Genomic DNA, 21,097 nt, shown 5'->3' with positions numbered 1-21,097 from the left:
CCTCGGGCACCGAGGCGTCCGGCGGAACCCTCCCCGAGGTGTTCCCCCTCCCCGGCCCTCTCGGCCCGCTTCTCGGTGCCGCTCTCCGTGTCGTCACACGTCACCTGCGATTTCATCGTCACTGCAACCAATCCAGGGTCTCAGCGAGAACGGATTACGCCCGGACATGTCCCGACCGTGGAGGCCCTCGGTGAAAGAAGCAGTTCGTATCGGCAGAAACCCCTCGGCGGGTCCTGACTTGCAGGAGCTGATGGGGCAGGTGGCGCTGGGGGACGAGGACGCCTTCGCCGGTGTCTACGACGCCGTGGTGGGGCCCGTACTCGGTGTCGTGCGCGCTGTGCTGCGCGATCAGGCGCAGTCGGAGGAGGTGGCTCAGGAGGTGCTGGTGGAGGTGTGGCGGACCGCTCCCCGCTACCGGCCCGACCGCGGGACGGTCATCAACTGGATCCTCACACTGGCGCACCGCCGGGCGGTGGACCGGGTGCGCTCCGTCGACGCCGCGGCCGCCCGGGATCACAAGGCCGCACTGCTGGATCGGCTTCCCGAGTACGACGAGGTGGCCGAGCACGTCGAGGCTCGGTTGGAGCGGGAACAGGTACGGCGTTGCCTGCGCACGCTGACCGAGCTCCAGCACCAGGCCGTCATCCTGGCGTACTACCGGGGTCTGACCTACCGCGAGGTGGCCGAGGCGCTGGCGCTTCCGCTGGGGACCGTCAAGACCCGACTGCGCGACGGACTCATCCGGCTGCGCGACTGCCTGGGGGTGACCGCGTGACGAGCACCGATCTGCACCGGTTGACGGGCGCCTACGCCCTGCACGCCCTGTCCGCGGAGGAGGACCACGCCTTCGAGCGTCACCTCTCCGGCTGCGAGGCGTGCGAGCAGGAAACGGCCGAGCTGTGCGCGACGGCGGCCCGCCTGGGACTGGCCGTCGCCACGACAACCCCTGCGGGGCTGCGCGAACAGGTGCTGCGCCGGATCACCTCCGTCCGACAGGAGACGCCCGGCCGGCCGACCGCCCAGTCCCTCGCCGTCCCGGCCGCCCTGCGGGCCCGGACGGTGTCCCGGTGGGCGCTCGCCGCCTGCCTGGCGGCGGCCATGACACTCGGCGCCACGACCCTGTGGCAGCACCAGCGGGCCGAGGACGCCCGCGACCAGGCACGCCGCGCGGAGCGGACGACCGATGAGATCAGCACCGTGCTGGCCGCGCCGGACGCCAGGATCCGGGCCGGTGCCCTGGCCGGTGGCGCCACCGGTACCGTCGTCGTCTCCCGTGACCAGGACAGGGCCGTGTTCGTCGTCTCGGGGATGACCCGTCCGCCCGGCGGGAAGGTCTACCAGCTGTGGTTCGACGACGACGGAACCATGCGGTCGGCCGGTCTGATGGACCCCGCCCGCAGCGACCAGGCCGTTCTGATGCGCGGCACCGTCGACGGGGCGTCGGGCATGGGCATCACCGTCGAACCCGACGGCGGCTCCGAGCAGCCCACGTCCGCCGCGCTCGCCCTGATGGCCTTCCCCGGCTGAACCGCCTCCGCCGGGGGCGGTGCGGGAACGCCGCTACGGCCTGCGGACGCGCTGCGTGGCACACGATCACGCTGCGCGCCGACGGATGGCCATCGAGTCGTGACGGTCGGCTTCCCGGGAGTCGGGCCGTGCCACCCCGGCCGGCGGAGTCTCCGTTCCCGCTCGCCCGGGTCGTGCCTGGTGGGCGGGCGGCCCCTCGGCCACGGTCCCGTCGACGGCCGCTGCGGCCCCCGGCGTCAGACGAGGCCGGTGACCGTCACCGTGATCCTCGGCGCCGGCTGGGCGGGGGCCAGGGCGCCCAGGCGGTGCTCGACGGTGTCACGGACGACACGGGCCACGTCCAGGGGCCTGCTCGGCCGAAGAGCCACGACGTGGATCTCGACGTGCCAGGGGCCGTCGCCGTCCGGCCGGGTCACGCGCACTCCTGACGAAGACGCCCCTTCGGCGGCCGGCGTGGCCGGTGTGGGCGGCGCCAGTGCGGAACGCAGCCGGCCGGCCAGGCCCGGCCTGAGGAAGGCCACCCCGGACACGCCCTCCGCGGCCGTGGCGACTTCCTCGACGACTGTCGCGTGCAGGGTGTTCGCGTGGTTCGCGGTCATGGGGTAGGGCCTTCCCGGCCGTCGTCGGCCGTGCTGTGGACGAGGTCGGTGACACGGATGTCCACGGTCGCTATGACCATGCCCAGTTCGCGGTCCGCGGCCTCCCCGACCCGTGTGCGCACCTGGTCGGCGAGATCGGGCAGAAAGACGCCGGCCGGGGCGTGGATGTCGAGGCGGACCCCGACGGCACCGTCGACGCCGGCGTCGAGTAGCCGGCAGGAGCCCGCCCGGACGCCCGCGACCGTCTCGGCCGCCGCGCGCAGCGTGCGGGCCGCGACCGCTTCCATGATCCACAGGTCCTCGGCCGGTTCGCCGAGGGGCAGCGGACGGCCCGGACGCAGTTCGAGACGGACGACGTCCATGATCCGCCGGGTCAGCGGCTCGGCGTCGTGGGCGGAGGTGTCCGCCGACTCGTCCCGCAGGCCGCGCACCACGGACTCCAGCCGGTCGAGCCCGCTCACGGCCTGTCGGCAGTGCGGGCAGGATCGCAGGTGGGTGTCGGTGCCGGTGTCATCGGGGCGCTGTTCCCAGTCGTCCCAGGTCTGCGACAACAGCCGTCCGCACGGGAGGAGTTCATCGTCGTCGCCGTGGGTGAGCGCGCTGTACGGCGGGTCGGTGCGGTCGGTCATCGCCAGGCCCCCAGTGCTTGTGTCAGACAACGGCGTGCGCGGAAGACGCGGGCGCGGACGGCCTCCTGGCTGATGCCCACCGCGTCCGCGATGAACTCGTAGGACCGGCCGTCCAGTTCCCGCAGTACCCAGCAGGCCCGTTGTTCGGCCGACAGCAGGTCGAGCGCCTCCCGCAGTTCACGGACCGCCTCACGGCCTTCGGCGATCCGGGGCGGGGAGGTCGTGTGCTCGGCCGCGGGCACATCATCCGCCGCCTCCAGCGGGGCCACGGGCTTGCGGGCCCGCAGCACGTTCAGGCAGCGGTTGGTGACGATCCGGTACATCCAGGTGCCGAAGGAGGAGCGGCCCTGGAACTCGGGCAGCCGCCGCCAGGCGCTGAGGAAGGCGTCCTGGACGGCGTCCTCGGCTTCGGCGCCGGTCCCGAGCAGCCTCGTGGCCAGCCGGATCAGCACCGCCGCGTGCCGCTGCACGAGCACGGCGAAGGCGTCCTCGTCCCCTTCTCCGGCCCGGACCGCCAGCAGGGCGTCGTCCGTGCCGGCCCGGGCGTCCGGTGGTGCGCTCTGTGCGCGGGCCCCCGCCACTGGGCGGCTCCTCTCGTCCGTTCTCTTCCGGTCTTCCGGAGGTTGGACAGCGCCGCGCCGTCCCTGTGACGGAGCACTTCGACAGACGCGCACCGTACGGATGCACACCCGGGCACACCCTTAATCCTTTTCCGTAGCCGAAACGGATGCGGATGGGTCGGAAAGGAGAATTCATCCGATCGTGGGAGCGACCAATCCCTCCGGCTTCCGGGGCCGGATTCCCACCGTGACCGAGACCGAGAAGAAGACACCACCACTGCTGCTGGGTGCGCTCAGCGGCGCACTGGCGGGTTTCGCCGCGCTCGCGGTCGCCGAGGCGGTGGCGGGAGGGGTGCGTCCGCAGGCTGGTCCGGTCGTCGCGGTCGGCGGCGCGGCGATCGACCGTACGCCCGCCGCTGTGAAGGACTGGGCGATCCGCAATTTCGGGACCGATGACAAGCTGGTTCTCCAGCTGGGAATTCTCGCGGTGCTGGCGCTTTTCGCACTGGTGTTGGGAATTGCCGCACTGCGGTTCCGGCGCTCGGGGGCGGCCGGCGTGCTGCTGTTCGGGGTGGTCGGCGCGGTCGCGGCGACCGGCAGGCCCGACTCGACCGGGGTCGCCGACGCGCTGCCCTCCATGGTCGGCGCCGTCGCCGGAGCCGTACTGCTGTACGTCCTCGTGGGCCGCCTCGCACCCCGGCACCCCGAGCCGGACACCTCGTCGCCCGGCGAGGGGTGGGACCGACGCGGCTTCGTGATCGCGGCGGGCGCCGCGGCCGTGGCATCGACGGGAGCGGGGCTGCTCGGCCGCTCCCTGAGCGGTGCCGGGGGCCGGGACGCGGTCGCCTCCCGCGGGAACGTGGTGCTGCCCGCGGTCGGTTCCCCCGCCCGGGCCGTGCCCCGGGGCGCCCGGCCGCGGATCCCCGGCATCAGCGCCTTCACCACGTCGAACAAGGACTTCTACCGTGTGGACACCGCCCTGGTGGTACCCAAGGTCGACGCGAGGACCTGGCGGCTGCGCATCCACGGCGAGGGGGTCGCCCGGCCTCTCGTCCTCTCCTTCGACGACCTGCTGCGGCGTGAGCTGATCGAGAGGGACATCACGCTCACCTGTGTGTCGAACGAGGTCGGCGGCTCCTATGTCGGCAACGCCCGCTGGATCGGCGTACGGCTCGCCGATCTGCTGGCGGAGTGCGGGGTGCAACCGCCCTCGCAAGGCGGCCCGGCCGACCAGTTGGTGGCCCGGTCGGTGGACGGCATGACGATCGGCAGCCCGGTCGAGGACCTGATGGACGGCCGCGACGCCCTCCTCGCCCTCGGGATGAACGGCGAGCCGCTGCCCTTCACCCACGGCTTCCCCGTCCGCATGGTGGTACCCGGCCTGTACGGCTATGTCTCGGCCTGCAAGTGGATCGAGGACATCGAGCTCACCACGTTCGACACCTACGACCCCTACTGGGTCAAGCGCGACTGGGCCCGCCGAGCGCCGATCAAGACCCAGTCACGCATCGACACCCCCAAGCCCTTCGCCCGCCCCGAGGTCGGCACCGTCATGGTCGCCGGGGTCGCCTGGGCGCAGCACCGGGGCATCGACAAGGTCGAGATCCGTGTCGACGACGGCCCCTGGAAGGAGGCCGGGCTCGCCGCCGAGGACTCGCGTGACACCTGGCGCCAGTGGTCCTTCCCCTGGCAGGCCACCAAGGGCGGTCACACCCTCACCGTTCGGGCCACCGACCGCACCGGCGAGGTGCAGACCGAGAAGCGCGCCCGCACCGTCCCCGACGGTGCCAGCGGATGGCACTCCGTCGTCGTCACCGCCGAGTGACACCCCCAGCCACCCCTCCCACCCCCATGTGAACGCGGCTTCCGCCGTATCAACCAACAGGAGAAACACCATGAACACCCGTATTCGCCGTGTCGCCATGACCGTGGCCGCCGCCGCCGTGCTCCCGCTGGCTCTGAGCGCCTGCTCGGACAGCGGCAGCGACTCCACCGCGTCGGACTCCTCCAGCAAGGCGTCGACGCCGTCGGCCGACGACGGCATGGGCAGCTCCAGCGAGGCCTCCACGACCGACGAGCCCTTCGGCCCGGCCTGCTCCACGGTCCCGAAGGACGGCGCCGGTTCCTTCGACGGCATGGCCCAGGACCCGGTGGCGACCGCCGCCTCCAACAACCCCGCCCTGTCCACCCTCGTGACGGCGGTGAAGAAGGCCGGGCTCGTCGACACTCTCAACAACGCCCAGAACATCACCGTGTTCGCCCCGACCAACGACGCCTTCGCGAAGATCCCCAAGGCGACGCTGGACAAGGTCCTCAACGACAAGGCGCAGCTCACGAAGATCCTCACCTACCACGTCGTAGGCCAGAAGCTCACCCCGAAGGACCTGGAGAACGGCTCCTTCGACACCCTGGAGAAGTCGAAGCTGGCGACCTCCGGCTCGGGCGAGTCCTACACCGTCGCCGACTCGGCCAAGGTCGTCTGCGGCAACGTCAAGACCGCCAACGCCAACGTGTACATCATCGACACCGTCCTGATGCCCGCCGGCTGACGGACTGTCATCCTCGGGGCGCCACTTCGGTGGCGCCCCGAGGTTTTTCCGGATCCCGCGTCACAGACCCGCCCCGGAGCGGGTCTGACGAAGTGAGAGCACATCAGCGACGAACCGAGAAGACGCCGAGCAGACACACCAGAAGGGGACATGCCATGACGACACAGTCCGTACCGGCATCCACGAACCTGTCCACCCCGCAGACGAGCCGGTCGCCCCAGGCCACCACCGCCGTGTCCGGGGGCGCGGCGGGCACCGACCAGCCGGCCGCCAACCGTGGCCGGACCTCCATCGCCGATGTCGTCGTGGTGAAGGTGGCGGGCATCGCCGCCCGGGAGATCCCCGGCGTGCACGACATGGGAGGCGGGCTCTCGCGCAGCATCGGCGCCGTGCGCGACCGTGTGCCCGGCGGCCGGCCCAACGTGGGACGCGGGGTGAAGGTCGAGGTGGGCGAGCGTCAGACGGCCATCGACCTGGATCTCGTCGTCGAGTACGGGGTGTCCGTCATGGATGTGGCCCAGGATGTGCGGGAGAACGTCATCTCCGCCGTGGAGCGCATCACCGGGCTGGAGGTCGTCGAGGTGAACGTCACCGTCAACGACGTCCACCTGCCCGACGAGGACGAGCCCGCGAACACCGCCGAGGCCCGCGTGGAGTAACGCGGCCGGGCGCGAGCAGAAGCAGGAGTGGATGCGGGTGAGAGGCGGATCGGCATGAGCACACCGTTCGTGGGGATGATCGCGGGCATGGCCCTGGCGTTCGCCGGGTACTTCGGCGGGTTCGGTGCCTTCCTGTTGGTGGCCGCTCTCGGCGGTCTGGGCTGGGCGCTGGGCCGGTGGATCGAGAGCGGCGGCAGCGTGCAGGACGTGCGGAACGCGTTCGAGCGGAGCCGTCGATGACCGCCGCCGCGCAGCGGGGCACCACGACCGTCTCGGAGCGGACGGTGCGCAGGATCGCCGAGCGGGCGACCACCGAGGCTCTTCCCACCCGGGGCGGCGCACGGACGGACCGCGCCTCGGCCTCCGTGCGCGGCCGGAGGGCCGAGGTGTCCCTCGGGGTGACGCTGCCCTATCCGGCTCCGCTCGCCGACACCGTGCGCGAAGTTCAGCGGCATGTGGTGCGGCGCACCCGGGAACTGACGGGACTGGAGGTGCCGTCCGCGCGCATCAGCGTCAACTCGCTCGCCTCGCCGTCGTCTTCCCGCCCCCTGGCGTCCCCGGCTCTCGAGGCCGGCCCGGACGTCCGGGAGAGCCGGACGCCCCGGCGTCGGTGCTCCCGGCGCCGGATTCCGGTCGCCGTGCTGGCCTCGCTGGCCGCTCTGGGCTGCGGTGCGCTGGCCTTCGACCTGGTGCGGGTGCACACCGCGCACGGGACGGCCGCCGTCTGGCGGACCTCCACCGTGCGCTGGTTGTCCGGGCACGGGCCCGGTGACCCGGCTGTCGTGGTCGCGGGCGGGCTGATCGCTCTGGCCGGCCTCTGGATGGTCGTCCTCGCCCTCACCCCCGGCCGCCGTCGCCAGTCCACGGTCGATGCCTCGGCGGACCTCGTCGACGCGGCGGTGGACCGCTCGGCGGTGCGGGCCCTGGTCCGTGACGCGGTGGGAGCCGTGGACGGCGTCGGCGCGGTACGGGTTCGGGTCGGACGTCGGCGAGTGACCGTGCGGGCCGGGCTCGCCTTCGGTGACCGGGCACACGCGCACGCCGCCGCCACGTCCGCCGCCCGCGCCGTCCTGGCCGCCTGTCACCTGTGCCACCGCCCCCGGTTGCGCCTCATGGTCGCCCCGGAGCCGGTCTGGCAGCCGCCCACCCCGGCGGAAGAGAACCCGGCGGCGCCCACCCCGGTGGAAGCAACCCCAGCGGCGGACGCCCCGGCTGAAGCAGCCCCGGCACCGGCCTCCGTGGCCGGATCGGGTCGCGTCCTGGGAGGGCACCAGTGAGGGGCTCCACGCACACCGCCGGCAACCGGGCCGTCCTCGGCGCCGTCGGAGCCGCGCTGTTCCTCACGGGCTCATGGCTCGCCGCAACCGGCCGCGCCCTCGCCGACCTGCTGCCGACCTGGTGGCCGACCGCGCCGACGGGTGCCGTCCTGCTCGACCGGGACCGGCTGGCGCAGGTGCGCGGCGAGGGCTGGTGGACGCCCACCGTCCTGGCCGCGGCTATCGTCCTGACCATGCTGTTCACGCTCTGGGCCCTCGCGCGGTTCCGCCGGGGTCCGACCCGAAACCTGGCCCTGCCCTCCCCCGGCTGCGCGGTACTCCCCCGGGCGCTGTCCGACGCGCTGGCCGCACGTGTGGCGGCCGTCCCCGGCATCGCCCGCAGCCGCGCCCGGGTGCTGCCCCGTCGTGGACGGCGGCTGGAGGTGGACCTGCGCGTCTGGCTGGACCCGGACACGCCTCCGGACGCCGTCCTGCCCGCCCTCCGTGCGGCGACGGCGGAGGCCGGGACGGCGGCGGCGCCGTACACGGCACACACCCGGCTCCGTCTGAGTGCCGCCTCGCACCGGATGCCCCATGTCCGCTGATCCGTACGCCGACGCGCCCGGCCGGGTCCGCCGGGCGGCTCGCCTCCGGCGGGCGCGGCTGCCGGTGGCGTGGCGGCCCGCGCTGTGGCGCACGCCGGCATCGCTGTGGAACGACGACATCACGGACTACGCGGCGGCGCTGACGTACTACGCGATCCTGGCCGTGCTCCCCGCCATGCTGGCGACCGTCCTGGCGTTCGGCCTGATCAGCCCGGAAACGGCCGAGGAGTTCATCGCCCAGGTCACCGCCTACGCCCCCGCCGATTCCGGTGCCGAATTCCGCACCGTCCTGTCCCACGCGCTGGACGCGGACGGGACGGCCTGGCCGCTGCTCGTGACCGGTGCGGCCAGCGCGCTGTGGTCGGCGTCCAGTTATCTGGCCGTCTTCCGCCGGGCCCTGCACCGCATGCACCGCGTCGAGGACCGGCGTTCGACCTGGCGCAAGGCGCACCGCATCGTGCTCACCGCGCTCGTGCTCCTCGGTCTGCTCCTCATCGGCTCACTCACACTGCTGCTGACCGGTCCGCTCGCGGAGGCCGTCGGCCGGACACTGGGCCTGGACGCCACCGCGGCCTGGGCATGGAGTCTGCTGCGCTGGCCGGTGCTGTTGTGTCTGGTCGCTCTTCTCGTCGTGATCGTCTTCCACACCGGTCCGGTCGAGGCCCGCCGACACGGGCGCACCCTGCCCGGTGGCGTGCTGGCCGCCGCGCTGTGGCTGTCCGTCTCCGCGGGCTTCTCCTACTACGCCTCGACACTGGGCGCCTACAGCAGGCTGTACGGCTCGCTCTCGGGCATCGTCGTCTTCCTCATCTGGCTGTGGCTGTCGAACCTCGCGCTGCTCACCGGCGCGCAGTTCGCGGCGGAACTCGCCAAGGACGCGGGACTCTGCGCCGACGCGGATCGCTCCGAGGACGAGGGCGGGTCCAAGGAACCGCGTGCTCAGACGACGGGGAAGTCACCCGTCCCGTAGCAGCCCCCGGGCAGGGGGTCGGGCGCGGCGGCGGGGTCGAGCAGGTGGGCGACCAGGGCCGAGGCGGTGTGGTGCCAGAAGCGGTGGCGCCGCAGCATCGGATGGTCGCCGCCGCCGATCACGGCCATCCCGGCCCGCGCCCCCGCGGCCCGTGCCCGGCGGACGCAGTCGGCGGAGTCGGCGGGCGAGGTGACGCGGTCCCGTTCGCCGTGCAGGGCCACGACGTGCCGTCCCGCGGTCTGCTCCACCGGCTCGCCCGGTGGCCACCACGGCGCCAGCGCGACCACACCGCGGACCTGCGGATGACCGGCGGCGCGCAGGGCGGCCCGGCCGCCCATGGAGTGGCCGAGCAGCACGGTGGGCACGGGGCCGGCCAGGTCGGCGAGGCCGTCCAGCGCCCGCCGGGTGTCCCGCACCGGGTCGGCGCGCTCGTCGTTCCAGCCGCGGAGGCGGTAGCGGACCTGCGCGAGCAGCACGTCGTCGCTCGGCAGCGCGGCGGAAACCGCCCGTACGACGGGGTCCATCCGCAGCGCGGCGAGCTGCCAGGGCCGGGCGGGGCGGTCGCCGGTCGCCTGCCCGCCGTGCAGGAACAGGACGGCCGCCTGTGGCCGGAGCGGTCGGTGTCGGAGCCACAGCGCGCCCACCGGCGACTCGGTCTCGTCCTGCTGCACGACAGTGCGCCCCTCGCTCCGGTCTGCGCGTCCCGCGTCGCGCGGGCCACGGAGGCGATCCTCCCCCGCCCGGTCCCTCACGACGGCCCCGGCCCCCTCGGTCGCGGCGGGCGCGGGAAGAAGCCGCTCGTGCGGGCCCTGTACTCGGCGTAGCCGGGCCGGTCGGCCATATGCCGTTCCAGCAGCCTCTTTCCGCTCCCTCTGGTCAGCAGCAGGCTCATCACCACCGGGGAGAGCACGGACACGGCTGCCGCCGCCGTGGAGTCACAGGCGAGCAGGAACAGGCCCCACCACACGCAGAAGTCCCCGAAGTAGTTGGGGTGCCGCGTCCACGCCCACAGGCCCCGGTCCATGATCCGCCCCCGGTTGGCGGAGTCGGCCCGGAACCGGGCCAGTTGGGCGTCCCCCACCGCCTCGAAGCCGATCCCGACCGCCCACAGCGCGCCCCCGGCCCACGCGAGGGCCGACGGCGGGCCAGGCACGTACGAGGCGGCCTGCACGGGCAGCGACACCAGCCATACGAGCGCTCCCTGGAGGAGGTAGACCTTGCGCAGCGCGTACGCGTTCCGGCTGCCCGGCGCCCTGGCCAGCATCTTCTCGTAGCGGGGGTCCTCGGCGTGGCCCCGGCCCCGGCGGGCGATGTGCACCGCGAGTCGCAGCCCCCACAGGGCCGTCAGCGAGGTCACCAGCAGCCGTCGTACGAAGTCCCCGTGGTCGGCGGAGGCGGCGAAGGTCACGGCGGCCACCGCGGTGAAGGCGATCCCCCAGGCGACGTCCACGATCCGGTGCATGCCCACGCGCACCGCGACGGCGAAGGTGACGAGCATGACCGCGAGCGCCGCGGCGGCGGCCCAGGCGAGGTTGAGCGCGAACGCGCTCCACGGGAACCCGCTCACGGCCGGTCCAGCCCCGCGGAGCCGGCCTGCGTGCTCGCCGGTACGCCGCCGGGGTCGCCGGGGGCGGACCGGCCACGCGCGCGCACCTGCGCACGCACGTGTGCCGCTTTTTCGTGGGCCGGGGTGACGGCGGTGACAGTGACCCGGGCGGTGGTGCGGGCGATGGTCATGGCGCGGGGTTCTCCTTGGTGAACAGGTACTGCTGGACGTCGAGGTAGCCGGCCCGGAAACCGGCTTCGGAGTAGGCAAGGTAGAAGGTCCACAGCCGCTGGAAGACGTCGTCGAAGCCGAGCCCCTCGACCTCGGCGGCGCGCTCGGTGAACCGCTCACGCCACAGGCGCAGCGTCTCGGCGTAGTGGGCGCCGAAGGCGTCCCGACGGGCCAGGCGCAGCCCGGTGTGGTCGCGGGCGGTCTCCTCGATCGCCGTCGTGGACGGGATGAGGCCGCCGGGGAAGACGTACTTGTGGATCCAGGTGAAGGTGTCGCGGGACGCGAGCATCCGCTCGTGCGGCATGGTGATGGACTGGATCGCCACCCGGCCGCCCGGTGCCAGCCGCGCGTCCAGCGCACGGAAGTACACCGGCCAGAAGTCCGCGCCGACCGCCTCGATCATCTCCACGCTGACGACGGCGTCGTAGACCCCACGGGCTTCGCGGTAGTCGCACAGCTCGATCGCGACCCGCTCGTCGAGCCCGGCCGCGCTCACCCTCTCCCGAGCCAGGTCCCGCTGCTCCCGGGAGAGGGTGAGCGAGGTGACCCGGGCGCCGCGGGCGGCGGCCCGCAGGGCCAGCTCGCCCCAGCCGGTGCCGATCTCCAGGAGCCGGGTGCCCTCGCCCACGTCGGCCAGGTCCAACAGCCGGTCGATCTTACGGTGTTGGGCCGCCGCGAGCCGGTCCCAGCTCGCCGGGAAGCCCCGGAAGACGGCGGAGGAGTAGCTGAGGGTGTCGTCGAGGAAGAGGGCGAACAGGTCGTTGGACAGGTCGTAGTGACGGCTGATGTTGGCGCGGGAGCCGTCGGGTGTGTTGCGTTCGGCGTGCGGGTGGCGCGGCGCCCACAGGCCGCGCAGCCGTTGCAGCGGGGCCGGGATCAGCTCGGCGGTGTGCGCGGCGAGGACGGTGAGGGCGGCGACCAGGTCGGGGGCGTCCCACTCGCCGGCCATGTAGGACTCGCCGAACCCGACCAGGCCGCCGGTGCCGATCCGGGCGTGGAATGCGGCCGGGTCGTGCACCTCAAGGAGCGGCCCGCCCAGCCCGATGTCGCCGCCACCCTCGAACCGGGCCCGCAGAGGCAGGCCGCCGAGCGCCCGCCGGACGAGGGCCGCGGTGAGGGCGGTACGGGGCCGGGAGGCGGCGGGTACGGCGGCGATGTCGGGCCAGGGGGTGGGATCGGCGGGCACGTCACCTCCGGCGGCGGGTGCGGTGGGGGTGTTTCGCCCACCGGTGGGATCGGCGGGGGTGGCCTGCCCGTCGGTCGGATCGGCGGGGGTGGTGCCGGGCGGTGCTGTCCTCATGTCACGTTCTCCGGGGCGCGGTGGTCGTCGGTTCGGGGCTGGACGGGCAGTCCCCGCAGGTAGAGGCGTACGCCGTGGACGCGGATCGCGGCCGACACGGCGAGGGTGGACCAGGGATGCCGCAGCGCCAGCCGCAGCAGCGCTGCCGTGCTCGCCGTGCGCCGGGTGCCGCGCACGGTGGCGGTGAAGGCCCGGCCGCCTTCGCGGTCCAGGTGCACGGTCAGGTCGAGCCGGGGCCCGGGCTCCGGCAGCCGCATGCGGTAGCGGCCGTCGACGGGGAAGAAGGGCGAGACGTGGAACTGCTTGTCGGTGTGCGCGGTCCCGGCCTCGTCCGGGCGCAGCAGGTAGCAGTGGCGCCCGCCGTAGGTGTTGTGCACCTCCGCGGCCACACAGCGCAGTTCGCCGTCGGGGCCGTGACACCAGTACAGGGTGAGCGGGTTGAAGACGTACCCGAGCACGCGCGCGTGGGTGAGCATCACCACCCGGCCGCCGTCCAGGTGTACGCCGTGACCGGCGAGGAAGTCGTCGAGGCCGGCCCTGATCGAGGCCTGGTCTCCGGTGAAGTGGTCACGCGGGTCGAACCGGGCCAACGGCCGCAGCGGACGCGGCAGTCGGGGCGGATGTTCGGGGTCGAGAAGCCACATGTACGTGCGGTGGCGCAGCGCGTATCGCCGAGGCGTGGTCCGCACATGGGCGATCGCGCAGGAGTAGAGGGCGGGTACGGTGTTCACCAGCGCACCCCCAGTGCCGCGGCGGCCTCGACACCGGAGCGGCAGCCGTCCTCGTGGAAACCCCAGCCGTGATAGGCGCCCGCGAACACGCAGACGTCACTGGCCAGTTCGGGCAGGCGCTGCTGCGCGGCCACCGACTCAGGGGTGTAGACGGGGTGTTCGTAGACCATGCGGGCCAGCACCCGGCCGGGGTCGACGCGGTCCTCGCCGCCCAGCGTGACCACGAACGTCTCGGTGGCGTCGAGGCGTTGCAGCCGGTTCATGTCGTAGCTGACCCGCACCCGGTCGGCACCGGCCGCGCACGACGGCATCAGATAGTTCCAGGAGGCACGGGCGCCGGGAGTGCGTGGCAGCAGCCGGGTGTCGGTGTGCAGGAGCGTGGTGTTGCGTGTGTAGCGGAACGCGCCCAGTACCTCCCGCTCCCGCTCGGTGGTGTCGGCCAGCAGCCGCAGCGCCTGGTCCGGGTGGACCGCGATCACCACGGCGTCGTACGACTCCGTGGTGCCGTCCCGCGCCGTCACGTCGGCGCCGTCGGCACGGCGCCGTACGGCGAGCACGGGTGTGCTGGTGCGGACCTCGGCGATCTGCTTGGCGATCCGGTCGACGTACGCGCGCGAACCGCCGCCGACCGTGCGCCACACCGGTGAGGCGCGCACCGACAGCAACCCGTGGTGCTCCAGGAAGCGGAACAGGTAGGCGGCCGGGTAGCGCTGGGCGGTGACGGCGTCGCAGGACCACACGGCCGACACCACCGGCGTCATGAAATGGCTCCGGAAGTAGGCGGAGAAGCCCTCCCGGTCCAGGAACTCCCCCAGCGTCAGCGCCTGTTCACTCCCCTGCGCCAGCAGCCGTCGGGCCGCACGGTGGAACGCGGGCACCTCGGCCAGCAGCCGCAGATAGGGGCCGCGCAGGAGGTTGCGGCGCTGGGCGAACAGTCCGGCCGGTCCGCGGGCACCGGCGTACTCCAGGCCGCACCCCTCGCACCGGACCGACATGCTCATCTCCGACTCCTGTGTGGAGACGCCGAGTTCGTCGAAGAGCCGCAGCAGATGCGGGTAGGTGCGCCGGTTGTGCACGATGAACCCGGAGTCGACGCGGTGCACCCGCCCGTCGTGGGGAGAAATCAGCTCGTGGGTGTGCGCGTGTCCGCCGAGCCGGTCGTCGGCCTCGTACAGGGTCACGTGACCGGCGCGGCCCAGGATGTACGCGGCGGTCAGTCCCGCCACCCCGGAACCCACCACGGCCGTCCGCCGTCCATGGCGTGGCGTGTGCTCCGGACCGTGCGGGCCATCCCTCGACGTCCGTTCCATCGCTCGCTTCTCCTCCCGTCCGCCCCCGGTGGTCAGGGGTCCGCGCGTAATCCGGAGCAGGTCGGACGGCGGATTGGTCAACCCTCGAATCAGTCCCACAAGGCCGGGCCGCGACGGCCGGGCGGGCAGAGTGAAGGGCGGGACGCAGAGGGGGCACGACCGCGGGCAGGACGTGCGACAGGCAGGGGGGCGGCAGCGCTCCGGCAGGCGCCCCAGGCGGGAGGCCCGCGTCACGCGGGTGCGCACGAGCCCCCGCCGCCCCGCCCGCACTGCGGCCCGCCCCGGCGACACCCATCGAAGCTGCCTGCGGACCGGGCTACGACGTGGACCACCTGAGAGGCCGGCTGCACCTCCGGCAGGTCATTCGGACGCGTCACAACCGGCCACTGCACCCCTCGTCGCCTGGAAAATGGTTCGAAGGCTTCGCCGAGCCCTGGCACAGTGGCGCACCATGGATGACTTCGTTCGCTTGACCGCTGCGGACGTGCAGCTCATGCAGGGCCTGGCCCAGCGGGTTACGGCTGTCCGTCCCGACCTGGTGAACAGCGACGCGACGTTCGGCGAGCTGGCCTGGAACTGGGGCAAAGGGCACGCCGCCCACGGCGAGAGCTGGCTGCGTCGGCTGTGGTTCTCCGGCGGCGATCTGGTCGCGTGGGGCTGGGCCTTCCTGCCGCATCAGGTGAGGCGAAGCGACGGATCGGTCAAGGACGTCACCGGCTCCTACCTGGCATATCAGGTCCATCCCGACCACGCCGGGCTGGTGGACGAGGTGATCGACTGGTACGACGGTGTGACGGTCGGCGTCGAGCGCACGGTCATGCCGAGCGCCGCCGATGCGTTCACCCTGAAGCGATGGGCGGCGTACGGCTATCAGACCGACCCGGCCGCACTCGGTGACACCGGCTCCTGGACCCAGCTCAATGAGCGGCACCTCAAGGACGTGGAGCAGCCGGTGCTGCCGGACGGCTTCCGCTTCCGCACCGCCGACGAGGCCGGGCCGCAGGCCGCGGTCCAGGCCCACATGGACGCCTGGGCTCCGACGACCTATACGGCCGAGGCCTACGAGGGCGTCCGGCGGACCCCGCCGTACCGTGGCGACCTGCACGTCCTGGTGGAGGCGCCGGACGGAACGATGGCCGCATCGACGATCATGTGGCTCGACGAGGCGAACAGGACCGCCGAGTTCGAACCGGTCGGAACGCATCCGGAGTACCGACGGCTCGGGCTGGGCAGGGCGATGCTGCTGCACGGGATGCGTCTGGCACGGGCGGCCGGCGCCCATCACATGACGGTCGCCTGCCTGGGGGCGCCCGGCCATCCCAACGCGCGCGGGCTGTACTACAGCATCGGCTTCCGGGAGCTCACACGAGACGCACCGCTCATCAAGAGCGGGGCCGGTGCTGGTGACAGTGACGGTGCTGGGAACGACTGCCTGCCTGACGGGTCGGTGTAGTCCACAGCCAGGACGATGCCAGCGTTCGAAGCGCCGACGTCGACAGTGATGGACACACCGGAGGTGGAGACGGCGGCCACGGCGCACTGTGTCACCAGGACGTATGTCTCTTCCGTCGCCGTCGCCGTCGCGATGTCGATGACTTTCGCGAGCGCCATGGCTGGGCGAAGAGCGCCGGGCCTTTCACCATGACCACCGATCAGGTGACGACTCCGGTGCCCTTGGCGCCGAGCACCTGCTGAGGAGGCAGTCAGTGGAAGGCGTCGGTCATGCAGTCGACCCGGCAGTCGGCGGCCTCGTAGCGCTGGCGGAGGGCGGCAGCAGCCTCTTCGCGCTCCACGAAGACGTGCCCGTAGTGCTGGCACGCCACCCTGGTCACGTCCTCGATCGTGACAATGGCCGGTTCGCCGTGTGCGGCCCGGCGGCGCGCTTCGGCGATCGCCATGTCCGCAGCACGCAACAGGTTCCTGGAACGGTCCCGGATCACGGCCGCCTGAGCCCGTTTCATCGAGAGGGGGCGCAGGACACGCCCCTTCCAGACGTAGCCGACGGCAACAAGCAGAAGGCCAAGCGCTACGAAGAGGAGTCCGCCGGGGTCGTGAGGCATCCGTCCAGTCTTCACCACGCGCATGGTGATCGCCATGTCCGTGTCGTTGGTCGATGGTCGATGGTCGATGCGATCCAGGTGTATGGCCCGATCGCCGCGACGACTACGGCCACTTCGTAGCCGACGGGATGGTGGGGCAGCAGAATGGGGCTGGCGAGGACGCCGCCGATGTCGAGGACGTCACTCGTGTTCACTCCGGCGGCGCGACCATCGATGGTCACCTCGCCAGGACCGGGCGGCATGAGCGCCACGGACCCACCACTGCCTGATGTCGACTCTGTCGAGGGGCTCTCAGACCACGTCTTCAAGATCTGCGCCTTGTTCCGGTGTGGCCGCGGACCGCAGGAGGCTGCCTGTTCAATGTCCTGACACGACTGCGGCTGACGTGGCAGGGTCGGGAGGTCAAGAACAACGCGTAAGGGAGATCTGTGGACACGCGGACGTGGGACGCGCTCGGCAGCACTGTGAGGGAGGCGTACGCCGCCGGCCTTGAGGCGGGTGCCGTGCCCCGGCCGGTCATCATGCCGCTGGTACGAGGCGAGCTGGTCGGGCTGGTCTGGGTGCGGCCGCTCAAGGTCGGTCAGGACGCGCTCACCGGGATCGTGGAACTCTCGAACATCGCCTCCGCGGCCAGGGCGGACGAGGTCGTCGTCGCCTGGGAAACCCACGACGTCGCCACCGCCTGCCAGTTGCCCGTTGTCGGGCCGACTCCGTGCCTGAACATGGTGCTCGCCACCCGGGACGGCCACGTCCTGCACCAGTTCCCCTACACGGAGCAGCCTCTGTCGCCCAGCACCGAGGGGCGGGCGTCTGCCTCCCCCAACTGGCAGCCCGCCCCCGCGCCACAGCCAGGCGCCGAGCTGGTGCCGCCCATCCAGGCCGCGCTCCGCTACGCCTTCACCCCGCTCGACCTCGACCACCCGGACCCGTTCGGCGTCACCGTTGTCCTGATGGAGGAGGACGGCTACCGCGTGCACCTGACCGAAGCGTTCGACCGCTGATCCTGGTCTGCGAACACCGGCTTCCGGCACTCCTGACCGCCAGAGTCCTCACGGTTTGAGAGCTCCGGTCGACAGGGGAAACCGGTCACAGCCGGGAGCCCGATCCGCCGGACCTCGTCGATGTCGTCGACCAGGACCTGGAGGTCCACCCAGTCCTTCGCGACCAGGCCCGGCACTGCGCTGGATCCGCCAGGGCAAGTGCGGTGTCGCCGTTGTGGAGTGATGGGCCTACGACGTGCGCTCCAGGAGGAGGGCCATGCCCTGGCCGCCTGCGGCGACGACGCTGATCAGGGCGGTGCTGAGGTCGTCGTGCCGCAGGGTGGCGAGGGCGGTTGTGGTCAGTCGGGCTCCGGCCGCCCCGTAGGGCTCGCCCAGGGCGATCGAGCCGCCGTGCGGGTTCATCCGCTCGGGCTCCAGCCCGAGTTCGGTGCAGTAGGCCAGGATCTGGGCGGCGAAGGGCTCGTTGCCGGCGACGGTGCCGACATCCGCCAGGGACAGACCGGCCCTGGTCAGGACGGTACGGGTCGCGGCGACGGGAACCGGGCCCTCGGTCTCGGGCGTGCCCGCGCTCACGGCGGTGGCCAGGATGCGCGCGAGCGGGGTGTGGCCGTGGGCGCGGGCATAGCTCTCGGACATGACGACGACCGCTGCGGCTCCGTCGGACAGCGGGGCGCTGTTGCCCGCGGTGATTCTGCCGTCGGGGCGAAACCGCGGTGGCAGGGCGGCGAGGCTCTGAGGGGTGACCCCTGTGCGCGGGCAGTCGTCGGTAGTGGCGGTGGTGCCGTCGGGGGTCTTGACCGGGACGATGTCACCGAAGTGGAAGCCCTGGGCGAGGGCTTGTTGGGTGAGCTGGTGGGAGCGGGTGGCGTAGGCGTCCATGTCGGTGCGGGTGATGCCGTACAGGTCGGCGGTGTTCTCGGCGGCGAGTCCCACCGGAATGTACGGGTCGGGGTGGCCGCCCTGTTCGCGTGGGTCGTGCCAAGGGCCCGCATCGACTTGTGAGCGCCGGATCGTGCGTTGCCCGGCGGTGTGGAAGGCGGGGTTCTCGGTGCCGGGCCAGGTGTCGGAACTGCCGTGGGCGAGCCGGGACTGCGACTCGACTCCGGCCGCGACGACGACGTCGGCGTCCCCGCAGCGCACGGCTTGCGCAGCCATGCGGATCGCCTGGAGTGAGGAGGTGCAGAAGCGGTTGACGGTCACTCCGGGCACGTGGTCCCAGCCGAGCAGCACGGCGGCGATCCGGGCGATGTTGAAGCCTTGTTCACCGCCGGGCAGGGCGCAGCCCACGACCAGGTCCTGAACGTGGCCCGGTTGCAGGCCGGGGGTGCGGGCCAGGGCTTCGGCGAGGGTGCGGGCGAGCAGGTCGTCGGGGCGGACGTCGGCCAGGACCCCCTTGTGGGCGCGTCCGATGGGGGTGCGGACGGCTGAGGTGATCACAGCGTGCTGCATGGCGGTGTCCTGGTCCTGTGCGGTCTCGGCGACGGGGGCGGGAAGAGGGAGCGGGGAGGGTGGACGGTACGGCGCCGGCGGGCGGTCAGAGGTGGAGGCCGGGGTGGTGGGTACGTAGCCAGTGGTCCAGGTCCAGGACGAGTTCCAGTCCCTCGCGGGGAAAGCGCCCTGTACCGCTGGGTTCAAGGAGCAGGCCACGTACGGCGGAGGTGTCCAGCAGGGCGGTGGCGGGGCCGGCCTCGGTCAGGAGGCGGTCGACCTGTGCGGTGAGGGCCGCGCGGTAGGCGGGGTCGCGGACCATGGGGTAGGGGCTCTTGCGGCGGGCCAGGACCGGTTCGGGGAGCAGATCGGTAACGGCGGCGCGCAGCAGGCTCTTCTCGCGGCCGTCGAAGGTCTTCATGTCCCAGGGGGTGTTGAAGACGTACTCGACCAGGTGGTGGTCCAGGAACGGCACCCGGACCTCCAGGCCGACGCCCATGCTGAGGCGGTCGGCGCGGTCCAGCAGGCAGGGCAGGAACCGGGTCAGGTTGAGGTAGCTGTCCCGTCGCAGCGCGGCCTCCGCGGGGGTGGTTCCGGGCAGGTGCTCGATCTCGGCGCAGGCGGCCCGGTGGAGTTCGGCGCGGTGTGCGGGCAGGTCCAGTGCGGCGGCCAGGGACGGGTCCAGCAGCCGGGTCAAGTCCGCGCGGTCCAGCACGCCGTCCCAGGGAAAGGATTTTGCCGCCGCGGCCTGGGGGGTGAACCAGCGGTAGCCGCCGAAGAGTTCGTCGGCCCCGTCTCCGGCCAGGGTGACCGGGAAGTCCTCGCGTACCGCGCCGTACAGCTGGAGCAGCGAGGTGTCGAAGTCACCGAGCGTCAGCCCGTCGCGCAGGTGCCCGACCCGGGCGCGCCGGTCCGGGTCGGCGAGCGCATCGGCGTCCAGACGTACCCGGCGGTGTGAGCTGCCCAGGTGGCGCACCATCAATTCGGCGTAGGGGCCGTCCGGGTCGCGGCCCATGGCGTCCCGGTCGGATGTCTGATTGCCGAGGTCCACGGACAGGGTGTGCAGGGTTCCGGCCGTGGGGCGGGCCAGCGCGGCGATCGCGCTGGAGTCCAGGCCACCGGACAACAGGACACTTACCGGCACGTCGGCCGCCAGTTGTCCGGTGACGGCCGCCTCCAGCAACTGCCGTACCCGCGCCACTGTGGCGGGCAGGTCCTCGCGGTGCTCGACCGGGGCCAACGACCAGTAGCGGCGGGTGCGCGCACCTTCGGGTGTCACGGTGACAGCGGTGGCCGGGGCGACCTCGTTCAGGCCCGCGAAAGCACTGCGCCCGGGTGTTTTGATCATCGGGTGGGCGGACAGCAGGAGTTCCCTGAGCCCGTCCAGGTCCAGTCGCGCGGTCACCACCGGGTGCGCCAGGACCGCCTTGGGTTCGGAGCCGAACACCACCGCGTCGCCGATACGCGCGTAACACAACGGCTTGATCCCGAACCGGTCCCGGACCATCGTCAGCCGCCTGGGGCCCGGCTCCCACGCGACGTAGGCGAACATCCCCTCCAGACGGGCCGGAGCCCCCTCACCCCAGGCGTCGATCGCGTGCAGCACGACCTCGCTGTCGCTGCGGGTGGTGAACCGGTGTCCGAGGGCGGTCAGTTCCGACCGTAGCCGGGCATGGTTGTAGACCTCTCCGGTGAAGGCCACCGCCAGCACCGTACGTCCGTCGTGCGCCAGGGTCATGGGCTGCCGGCCGCCGGCCAGGTCCACGGTGGCCAGTCTCGTGTGTCCCAGGCCAGCCGCTCCTTCGGCCCACATGGCAGAGGCGTCCGGCCCTCGGCAGGCCAGAGTCTCGGTCATCTCCTTGAGGGAGGTGTCCTCGGTGCACTGGGGCACATGGCCCGCGAAACCGGCAAAACCGACCAGCCCACACATGGGAACTCCCCCGCCCCCAGCACGGGACGCGTCGCACGATCCGGATACAGGACCTCCTCTCCCATCGCCAGACACCGCGCACGCGAGGAGGAGACCCGGTGCCGGACCCTGTACGCCGGACACCACCACGGAAACGATCAAAACGCGCCAGGGTCACCCCCTGTACGGCGAACCGCCCTGAGGAATGCCCGTCACACTCGATCCGG

25 protein-coding genes are annotated in these 21,097 nt (G+C 72.4%); 11 read left to right on the top strand and 14 right to left on the bottom strand.

Annotated features, from left to right (window positions below; genetic code table 11):
• Positions 1–190 precede the first annotated feature (190 nt).
• Both ACZ5VD_RS31305 and ACZ5VD_RS31300 read left to right on the top strand, forming a co-directional pair.
• Entirely contained in the window at positions 191–775 is a 585-nt protein-coding gene (locus ACZ5VD_RS31305; protein ID WP_468552632.1) for a sigma-70 family RNA polymerase sigma factor, read from the top strand.
• Positions 772–1,527 carry an anti-sigma factor gene (locus ACZ5VD_RS31300; protein ID WP_468684072.1) on the top strand — a complete coding sequence of 252 codons (756 nt, stop codon included), beginning with the start codon at positions 772–774 and terminating at the stop codon, positions 1,525–1,527. Before ACZ5VD_RS31305 ends, ACZ5VD_RS31300 begins: the two co-directional genes overlap by 4 nt.
• 236 nt (positions 1,528–1,763) lie before the next feature.
• On the opposite strand, the gene ACZ5VD_RS31295 is transcribed toward ACZ5VD_RS31300, so the two are convergent.
• The 3 genes from ACZ5VD_RS31295 to ACZ5VD_RS31285 are packed head-to-tail and all read right to left on the bottom strand — an operon-like array spanning position 1,764 to position 3,336.
• On the bottom strand, positions 1,764–2,126 hold the full coding sequence (locus ACZ5VD_RS31295; RefSeq protein ID WP_468552634.1) for a hypothetical protein: 363 nt from the start codon (positions 2,124–2,126) through the stop codon (positions 1,764–1,766).
• The gene (locus ACZ5VD_RS31290) at positions 2,123–2,755 is read right to left on the bottom strand and encodes an Asp23/Gls24 family envelope stress response protein (protein WP_468684070.1); all 633 of its coding nucleotides are present in this window, start codon (positions 2,753–2,755) and stop codon (positions 2,123–2,125) included. Before ACZ5VD_RS31290 ends, ACZ5VD_RS31295 begins: the two co-directional genes overlap by 4 nt.
• Positions 2,752–3,336, bottom strand: a complete 585-nt coding sequence (locus ACZ5VD_RS31285; RefSeq protein ID WP_468552636.1) for an RNA polymerase sigma factor — start codon at positions 3,334–3,336, stop codon at positions 2,752–2,754. Before ACZ5VD_RS31285 ends, ACZ5VD_RS31290 begins: the two co-directional genes overlap by 4 nt.
• A gap of 226 nt (positions 3,337–3,562) precedes the next feature.
• On the opposite strand from ACZ5VD_RS31285, the gene ACZ5VD_RS31280 reads away from it, so the two are divergent.
• From ACZ5VD_RS31280 to ACZ5VD_RS31250, 7 genes are all read left to right on the top strand, one after another.
• The gene (locus tag ACZ5VD_RS31280) at positions 3,563–5,140 is read left to right on the top strand and encodes a molybdopterin-dependent oxidoreductase (RefSeq protein WP_468552693.1); all 1,578 of its coding nucleotides are present in this window, start codon (positions 3,563–3,565) and stop codon (positions 5,138–5,140) included.
• 70 nt (positions 5,141–5,210) lie between these two features.
• Positions 5,211–5,864: a fasciclin domain-containing protein gene (locus ACZ5VD_RS31275; protein WP_468552637.1), complete on the top strand. Its 654-nt coding sequence runs from the start codon at positions 5,211–5,213 to the stop codon at positions 5,862–5,864.
• A 155-nt stretch (positions 5,865–6,019) separates the two neighbouring features.
• Positions 6,020–6,523 (top strand): Asp23/Gls24 family envelope stress response protein, encoded by a 504-nt coding sequence (locus tag ACZ5VD_RS31270; protein ID WP_468552638.1) that lies wholly within the window; start codon positions 6,020–6,022, stop codon positions 6,521–6,523.
• Between the two features lie 54 nt (positions 6,524–6,577).
• Positions 6,578–6,763, top strand: a complete 186-nt coding sequence (locus tag ACZ5VD_RS31265; protein WP_468552639.1) for a hypothetical protein — start codon at positions 6,578–6,580, stop codon at positions 6,761–6,763.
• Positions 6,760–7,800, top strand: a complete 1,041-nt coding sequence (locus ACZ5VD_RS31260; RefSeq protein WP_468684069.1) for a DUF6286 domain-containing Asp23/Gls24 family envelope stress response protein — start codon at positions 6,760–6,762, stop codon at positions 7,798–7,800. The genes ACZ5VD_RS31265 and ACZ5VD_RS31260 overlap by 4 nt, the downstream gene beginning before the upstream one ends.
• Positions 7,797–8,384 (top strand): Asp23/Gls24 family envelope stress response protein, encoded by a 588-nt coding sequence (locus tag ACZ5VD_RS31255; protein ID WP_468684068.1) that lies wholly within the window; start codon positions 7,797–7,799, stop codon positions 8,382–8,384. The genes ACZ5VD_RS31260 and ACZ5VD_RS31255 overlap by 4 nt, the downstream gene beginning before the upstream one ends.
• Positions 8,374–9,354 (top strand): YihY/virulence factor BrkB family protein, encoded by a 981-nt coding sequence (locus ACZ5VD_RS31250; RefSeq protein WP_468552642.1) that lies wholly within the window; start codon positions 8,374–8,376, stop codon positions 9,352–9,354. Before ACZ5VD_RS31255 ends, ACZ5VD_RS31250 begins: the two co-directional genes overlap by 11 nt.
• Here ACZ5VD_RS31250 and ACZ5VD_RS31245 read toward each other — a convergent pair.
• The 6 genes from ACZ5VD_RS31245 to ACZ5VD_RS31220 form a co-directional block, all read right to left on the bottom strand.
• The gene (locus ACZ5VD_RS31245; protein WP_468684067.1) at positions 9,324–10,025 is read right to left on the bottom strand and encodes an alpha/beta family hydrolase; all 702 of its coding nucleotides are present in this window, start codon (positions 10,023–10,025) and stop codon (positions 9,324–9,326) included. The two genes, ACZ5VD_RS31250 and ACZ5VD_RS31245, sit on opposite strands and share 31 nt — an antisense overlap.
• A gap of 77 nt (positions 10,026–10,102) precedes the next feature.
• Complete coding sequence (locus ACZ5VD_RS31240; protein WP_468684066.1) at positions 10,103–10,921, bottom strand: DUF1295 domain-containing protein; 819 nt, start codon at positions 10,919–10,921, stop codon at positions 10,103–10,105.
• Positions 10,918–11,091 carry a hypothetical protein gene (locus ACZ5VD_RS31235; protein WP_468552645.1) on the bottom strand — a complete coding sequence of 58 codons (174 nt, stop codon included), beginning with the start codon at positions 11,089–11,091 and terminating at the stop codon, positions 10,918–10,920. Before ACZ5VD_RS31235 ends, ACZ5VD_RS31240 begins: the two co-directional genes overlap by 4 nt.
• Positions 11,088–12,431: a class I SAM-dependent methyltransferase gene (locus ACZ5VD_RS31230; RefSeq protein WP_468684064.1), complete on the bottom strand. Its 1,344-nt coding sequence runs from the start codon at positions 12,429–12,431 to the stop codon at positions 11,088–11,090. The genes ACZ5VD_RS31235 and ACZ5VD_RS31230 overlap by 4 nt, the downstream gene beginning before the upstream one ends.
• Entirely contained in the window at positions 12,428–13,162 is a 735-nt protein-coding gene (locus tag ACZ5VD_RS31225; protein ID WP_468684063.1) for a DUF1365 domain-containing protein, read from the bottom strand. The genes ACZ5VD_RS31230 and ACZ5VD_RS31225 overlap by 4 nt, the downstream gene beginning before the upstream one ends.
• Complete coding sequence (locus ACZ5VD_RS31220; protein ID WP_468684061.1) at positions 13,159–14,472, bottom strand: NAD(P)/FAD-dependent oxidoreductase; 1,314 nt, start codon at positions 14,470–14,472, stop codon at positions 13,159–13,161. The genes ACZ5VD_RS31225 and ACZ5VD_RS31220 overlap by 4 nt, the downstream gene beginning before the upstream one ends.
• A gap of 451 nt (positions 14,473–14,923) precedes the next feature.
• On the opposite strand from ACZ5VD_RS31220, the gene ACZ5VD_RS31215 reads away from it, so the two are divergent.
• On the top strand, positions 14,924–15,925 hold the full coding sequence (locus tag ACZ5VD_RS31215; protein WP_468684060.1) for a GNAT family N-acetyltransferase: 1,002 nt from the start codon (positions 14,924–14,926) through the stop codon (positions 15,923–15,925).
• Between the two features lie 250 nt (positions 15,926–16,175).
• Here ACZ5VD_RS31215 and ACZ5VD_RS31210 read toward each other — a convergent pair whose 3' ends face one another.
• Entirely contained in the window at positions 16,176–16,568 is a 393-nt protein-coding gene (locus ACZ5VD_RS31210; protein WP_468684059.1) for a hypothetical protein, read from the bottom strand.
• Entirely contained in the window at positions 16,544–16,783 is a 240-nt protein-coding gene (locus tag ACZ5VD_RS31205) for a hypothetical protein (protein ID WP_468684057.1), read from the bottom strand. The genes ACZ5VD_RS31210 and ACZ5VD_RS31205 overlap by 25 nt, the downstream gene beginning before the upstream one ends.
• Positions 16,784–16,960: 177 nt before the next feature.
• Between ACZ5VD_RS31205 and ACZ5VD_RS31200 the strand changes: the two genes are divergently transcribed.
• The gene (locus tag ACZ5VD_RS31200) at positions 16,961–17,533 is read left to right on the top strand and encodes a hypothetical protein (protein WP_468684056.1); all 573 of its coding nucleotides are present in this window, start codon (positions 16,961–16,963) and stop codon (positions 17,531–17,533) included.
• Here ACZ5VD_RS31200 and ACZ5VD_RS31195 read toward each other — a convergent pair.
• The 3 genes from ACZ5VD_RS31195 to asnB all read right to left on the bottom strand — a co-directional run bounded on the left by ACZ5VD_RS31195 (position 17,497) and on the right by asnB (position 20,891).
• Positions 17,497–17,757: a GrpB family protein gene (locus ACZ5VD_RS31195; protein ID WP_468552694.1), complete on the bottom strand. Its 261-nt coding sequence runs from the start codon at positions 17,755–17,757 to the stop codon at positions 17,497–17,499. The two genes, ACZ5VD_RS31200 and ACZ5VD_RS31195, sit on opposite strands and share 37 nt — an antisense overlap.
• Positions 17,758–17,761: 4 nt before the next feature.
• Complete coding sequence (locus ACZ5VD_RS31190; RefSeq protein ID WP_468684054.1) at positions 17,762–18,982, bottom strand: acetyl-CoA C-acyltransferase; 1,221 nt, start codon at positions 18,980–18,982, stop codon at positions 17,762–17,764.
• A gap of 85 nt (positions 18,983–19,067) precedes the next feature.
• Positions 19,068–20,891 carry an asparagine synthase (glutamine-hydrolyzing) gene (asnB, locus tag ACZ5VD_RS31185; protein WP_468684052.1) on the bottom strand — a complete coding sequence of 608 codons (1,824 nt, stop codon included), beginning with the start codon at positions 20,889–20,891 and terminating at the stop codon, positions 19,068–19,070.
• Positions 20,892–21,097 lie beyond the last annotated feature (206 nt).

This window comes from Streptomyces sp. NPDC032822, assembly GCF_055578825.1.
Note: the sequence above shows the minus strand (reverse complement) of the source record. Positions and strands in the feature narration are given on the sequence as shown.

Excerpts from the sequence above, each read along its gene's own strand:
- ACZ5VD_RS31250 (WP_468552642.1), top strand. The coding sequence starts at position 8,374 with ATGTCCGCTGATCCGTACGCCGACGCGCCCGGCCGGGTCCGCCGGGCG.
- ACZ5VD_RS31235 (WP_468552645.1), bottom strand. The coding sequence starts at position 11,091 with ATGACCATCGCCCGCACCACCGCCCGGGTCACTGTCACCGCCGTCACC.
- ACZ5VD_RS31275 (WP_468552637.1), top strand. The coding sequence starts at position 5,211 with ATGAACACCCGTATTCGCCGTGTCGCCATGACCGTGGCCGCCGCCGCC.
- ACZ5VD_RS31270 (WP_468552638.1), top strand. The coding sequence starts at position 6,020 with ATGACGACACAGTCCGTACCGGCATCCACGAACCTGTCCACCCCGCAG.
- ACZ5VD_RS31215 (WP_468684060.1), top strand. The coding sequence starts at position 14,924 with ATGGATGACTTCGTTCGCTTGACCGCTGCGGACGTGCAGCTCATGCAG.
- ACZ5VD_RS31290 (WP_468684070.1), bottom strand. The coding sequence starts at position 2,755 with ATGACCGACCGCACCGACCCGCCGTACAGCGCGCTCACCCACGGCGAC.
- ACZ5VD_RS31295 (WP_468552634.1), bottom strand. The coding sequence starts at position 2,126 with ATGACCGCGAACCACGCGAACACCCTGCACGCGACAGTCGTCGAGGAA.
- asnB (WP_468684052.1), bottom strand. The coding sequence starts at position 20,891 with ATGTGTGGGCTGGTCGGTTTTGCCGGTTTCGCGGGCCATGTGCCCCAG.
- ACZ5VD_RS31230 (WP_468684064.1), bottom strand. The coding sequence starts at position 12,431 with ATGAGGACAGCACCGCCCGGCACCACCCCCGCCGATCCGACCGACGGG.
- ACZ5VD_RS31190 (WP_468684054.1), bottom strand. The coding sequence starts at position 18,982 with ATGCAGCACGCTGTGATCACCTCAGCCGTCCGCACCCCCATCGGACGC.
- ACZ5VD_RS31260 (WP_468684069.1), top strand. The coding sequence starts at position 6,760 with ATGACCGCCGCCGCGCAGCGGGGCACCACGACCGTCTCGGAGCGGACG.
- ACZ5VD_RS31265 (WP_468552639.1), top strand. The coding sequence starts at position 6,578 with ATGAGCACACCGTTCGTGGGGATGATCGCGGGCATGGCCCTGGCGTTC.
- ACZ5VD_RS31220 (WP_468684061.1), bottom strand. The coding sequence starts at position 14,472 with ATGGAACGGACGTCGAGGGATGGCCCGCACGGTCCGGAGCACACGCCA.
- ACZ5VD_RS31210 (WP_468684059.1), bottom strand. The coding sequence starts at position 16,568 with ATGGCGATCACCATGCGCGTGGTGAAGACTGGACGGATGCCTCACGAC.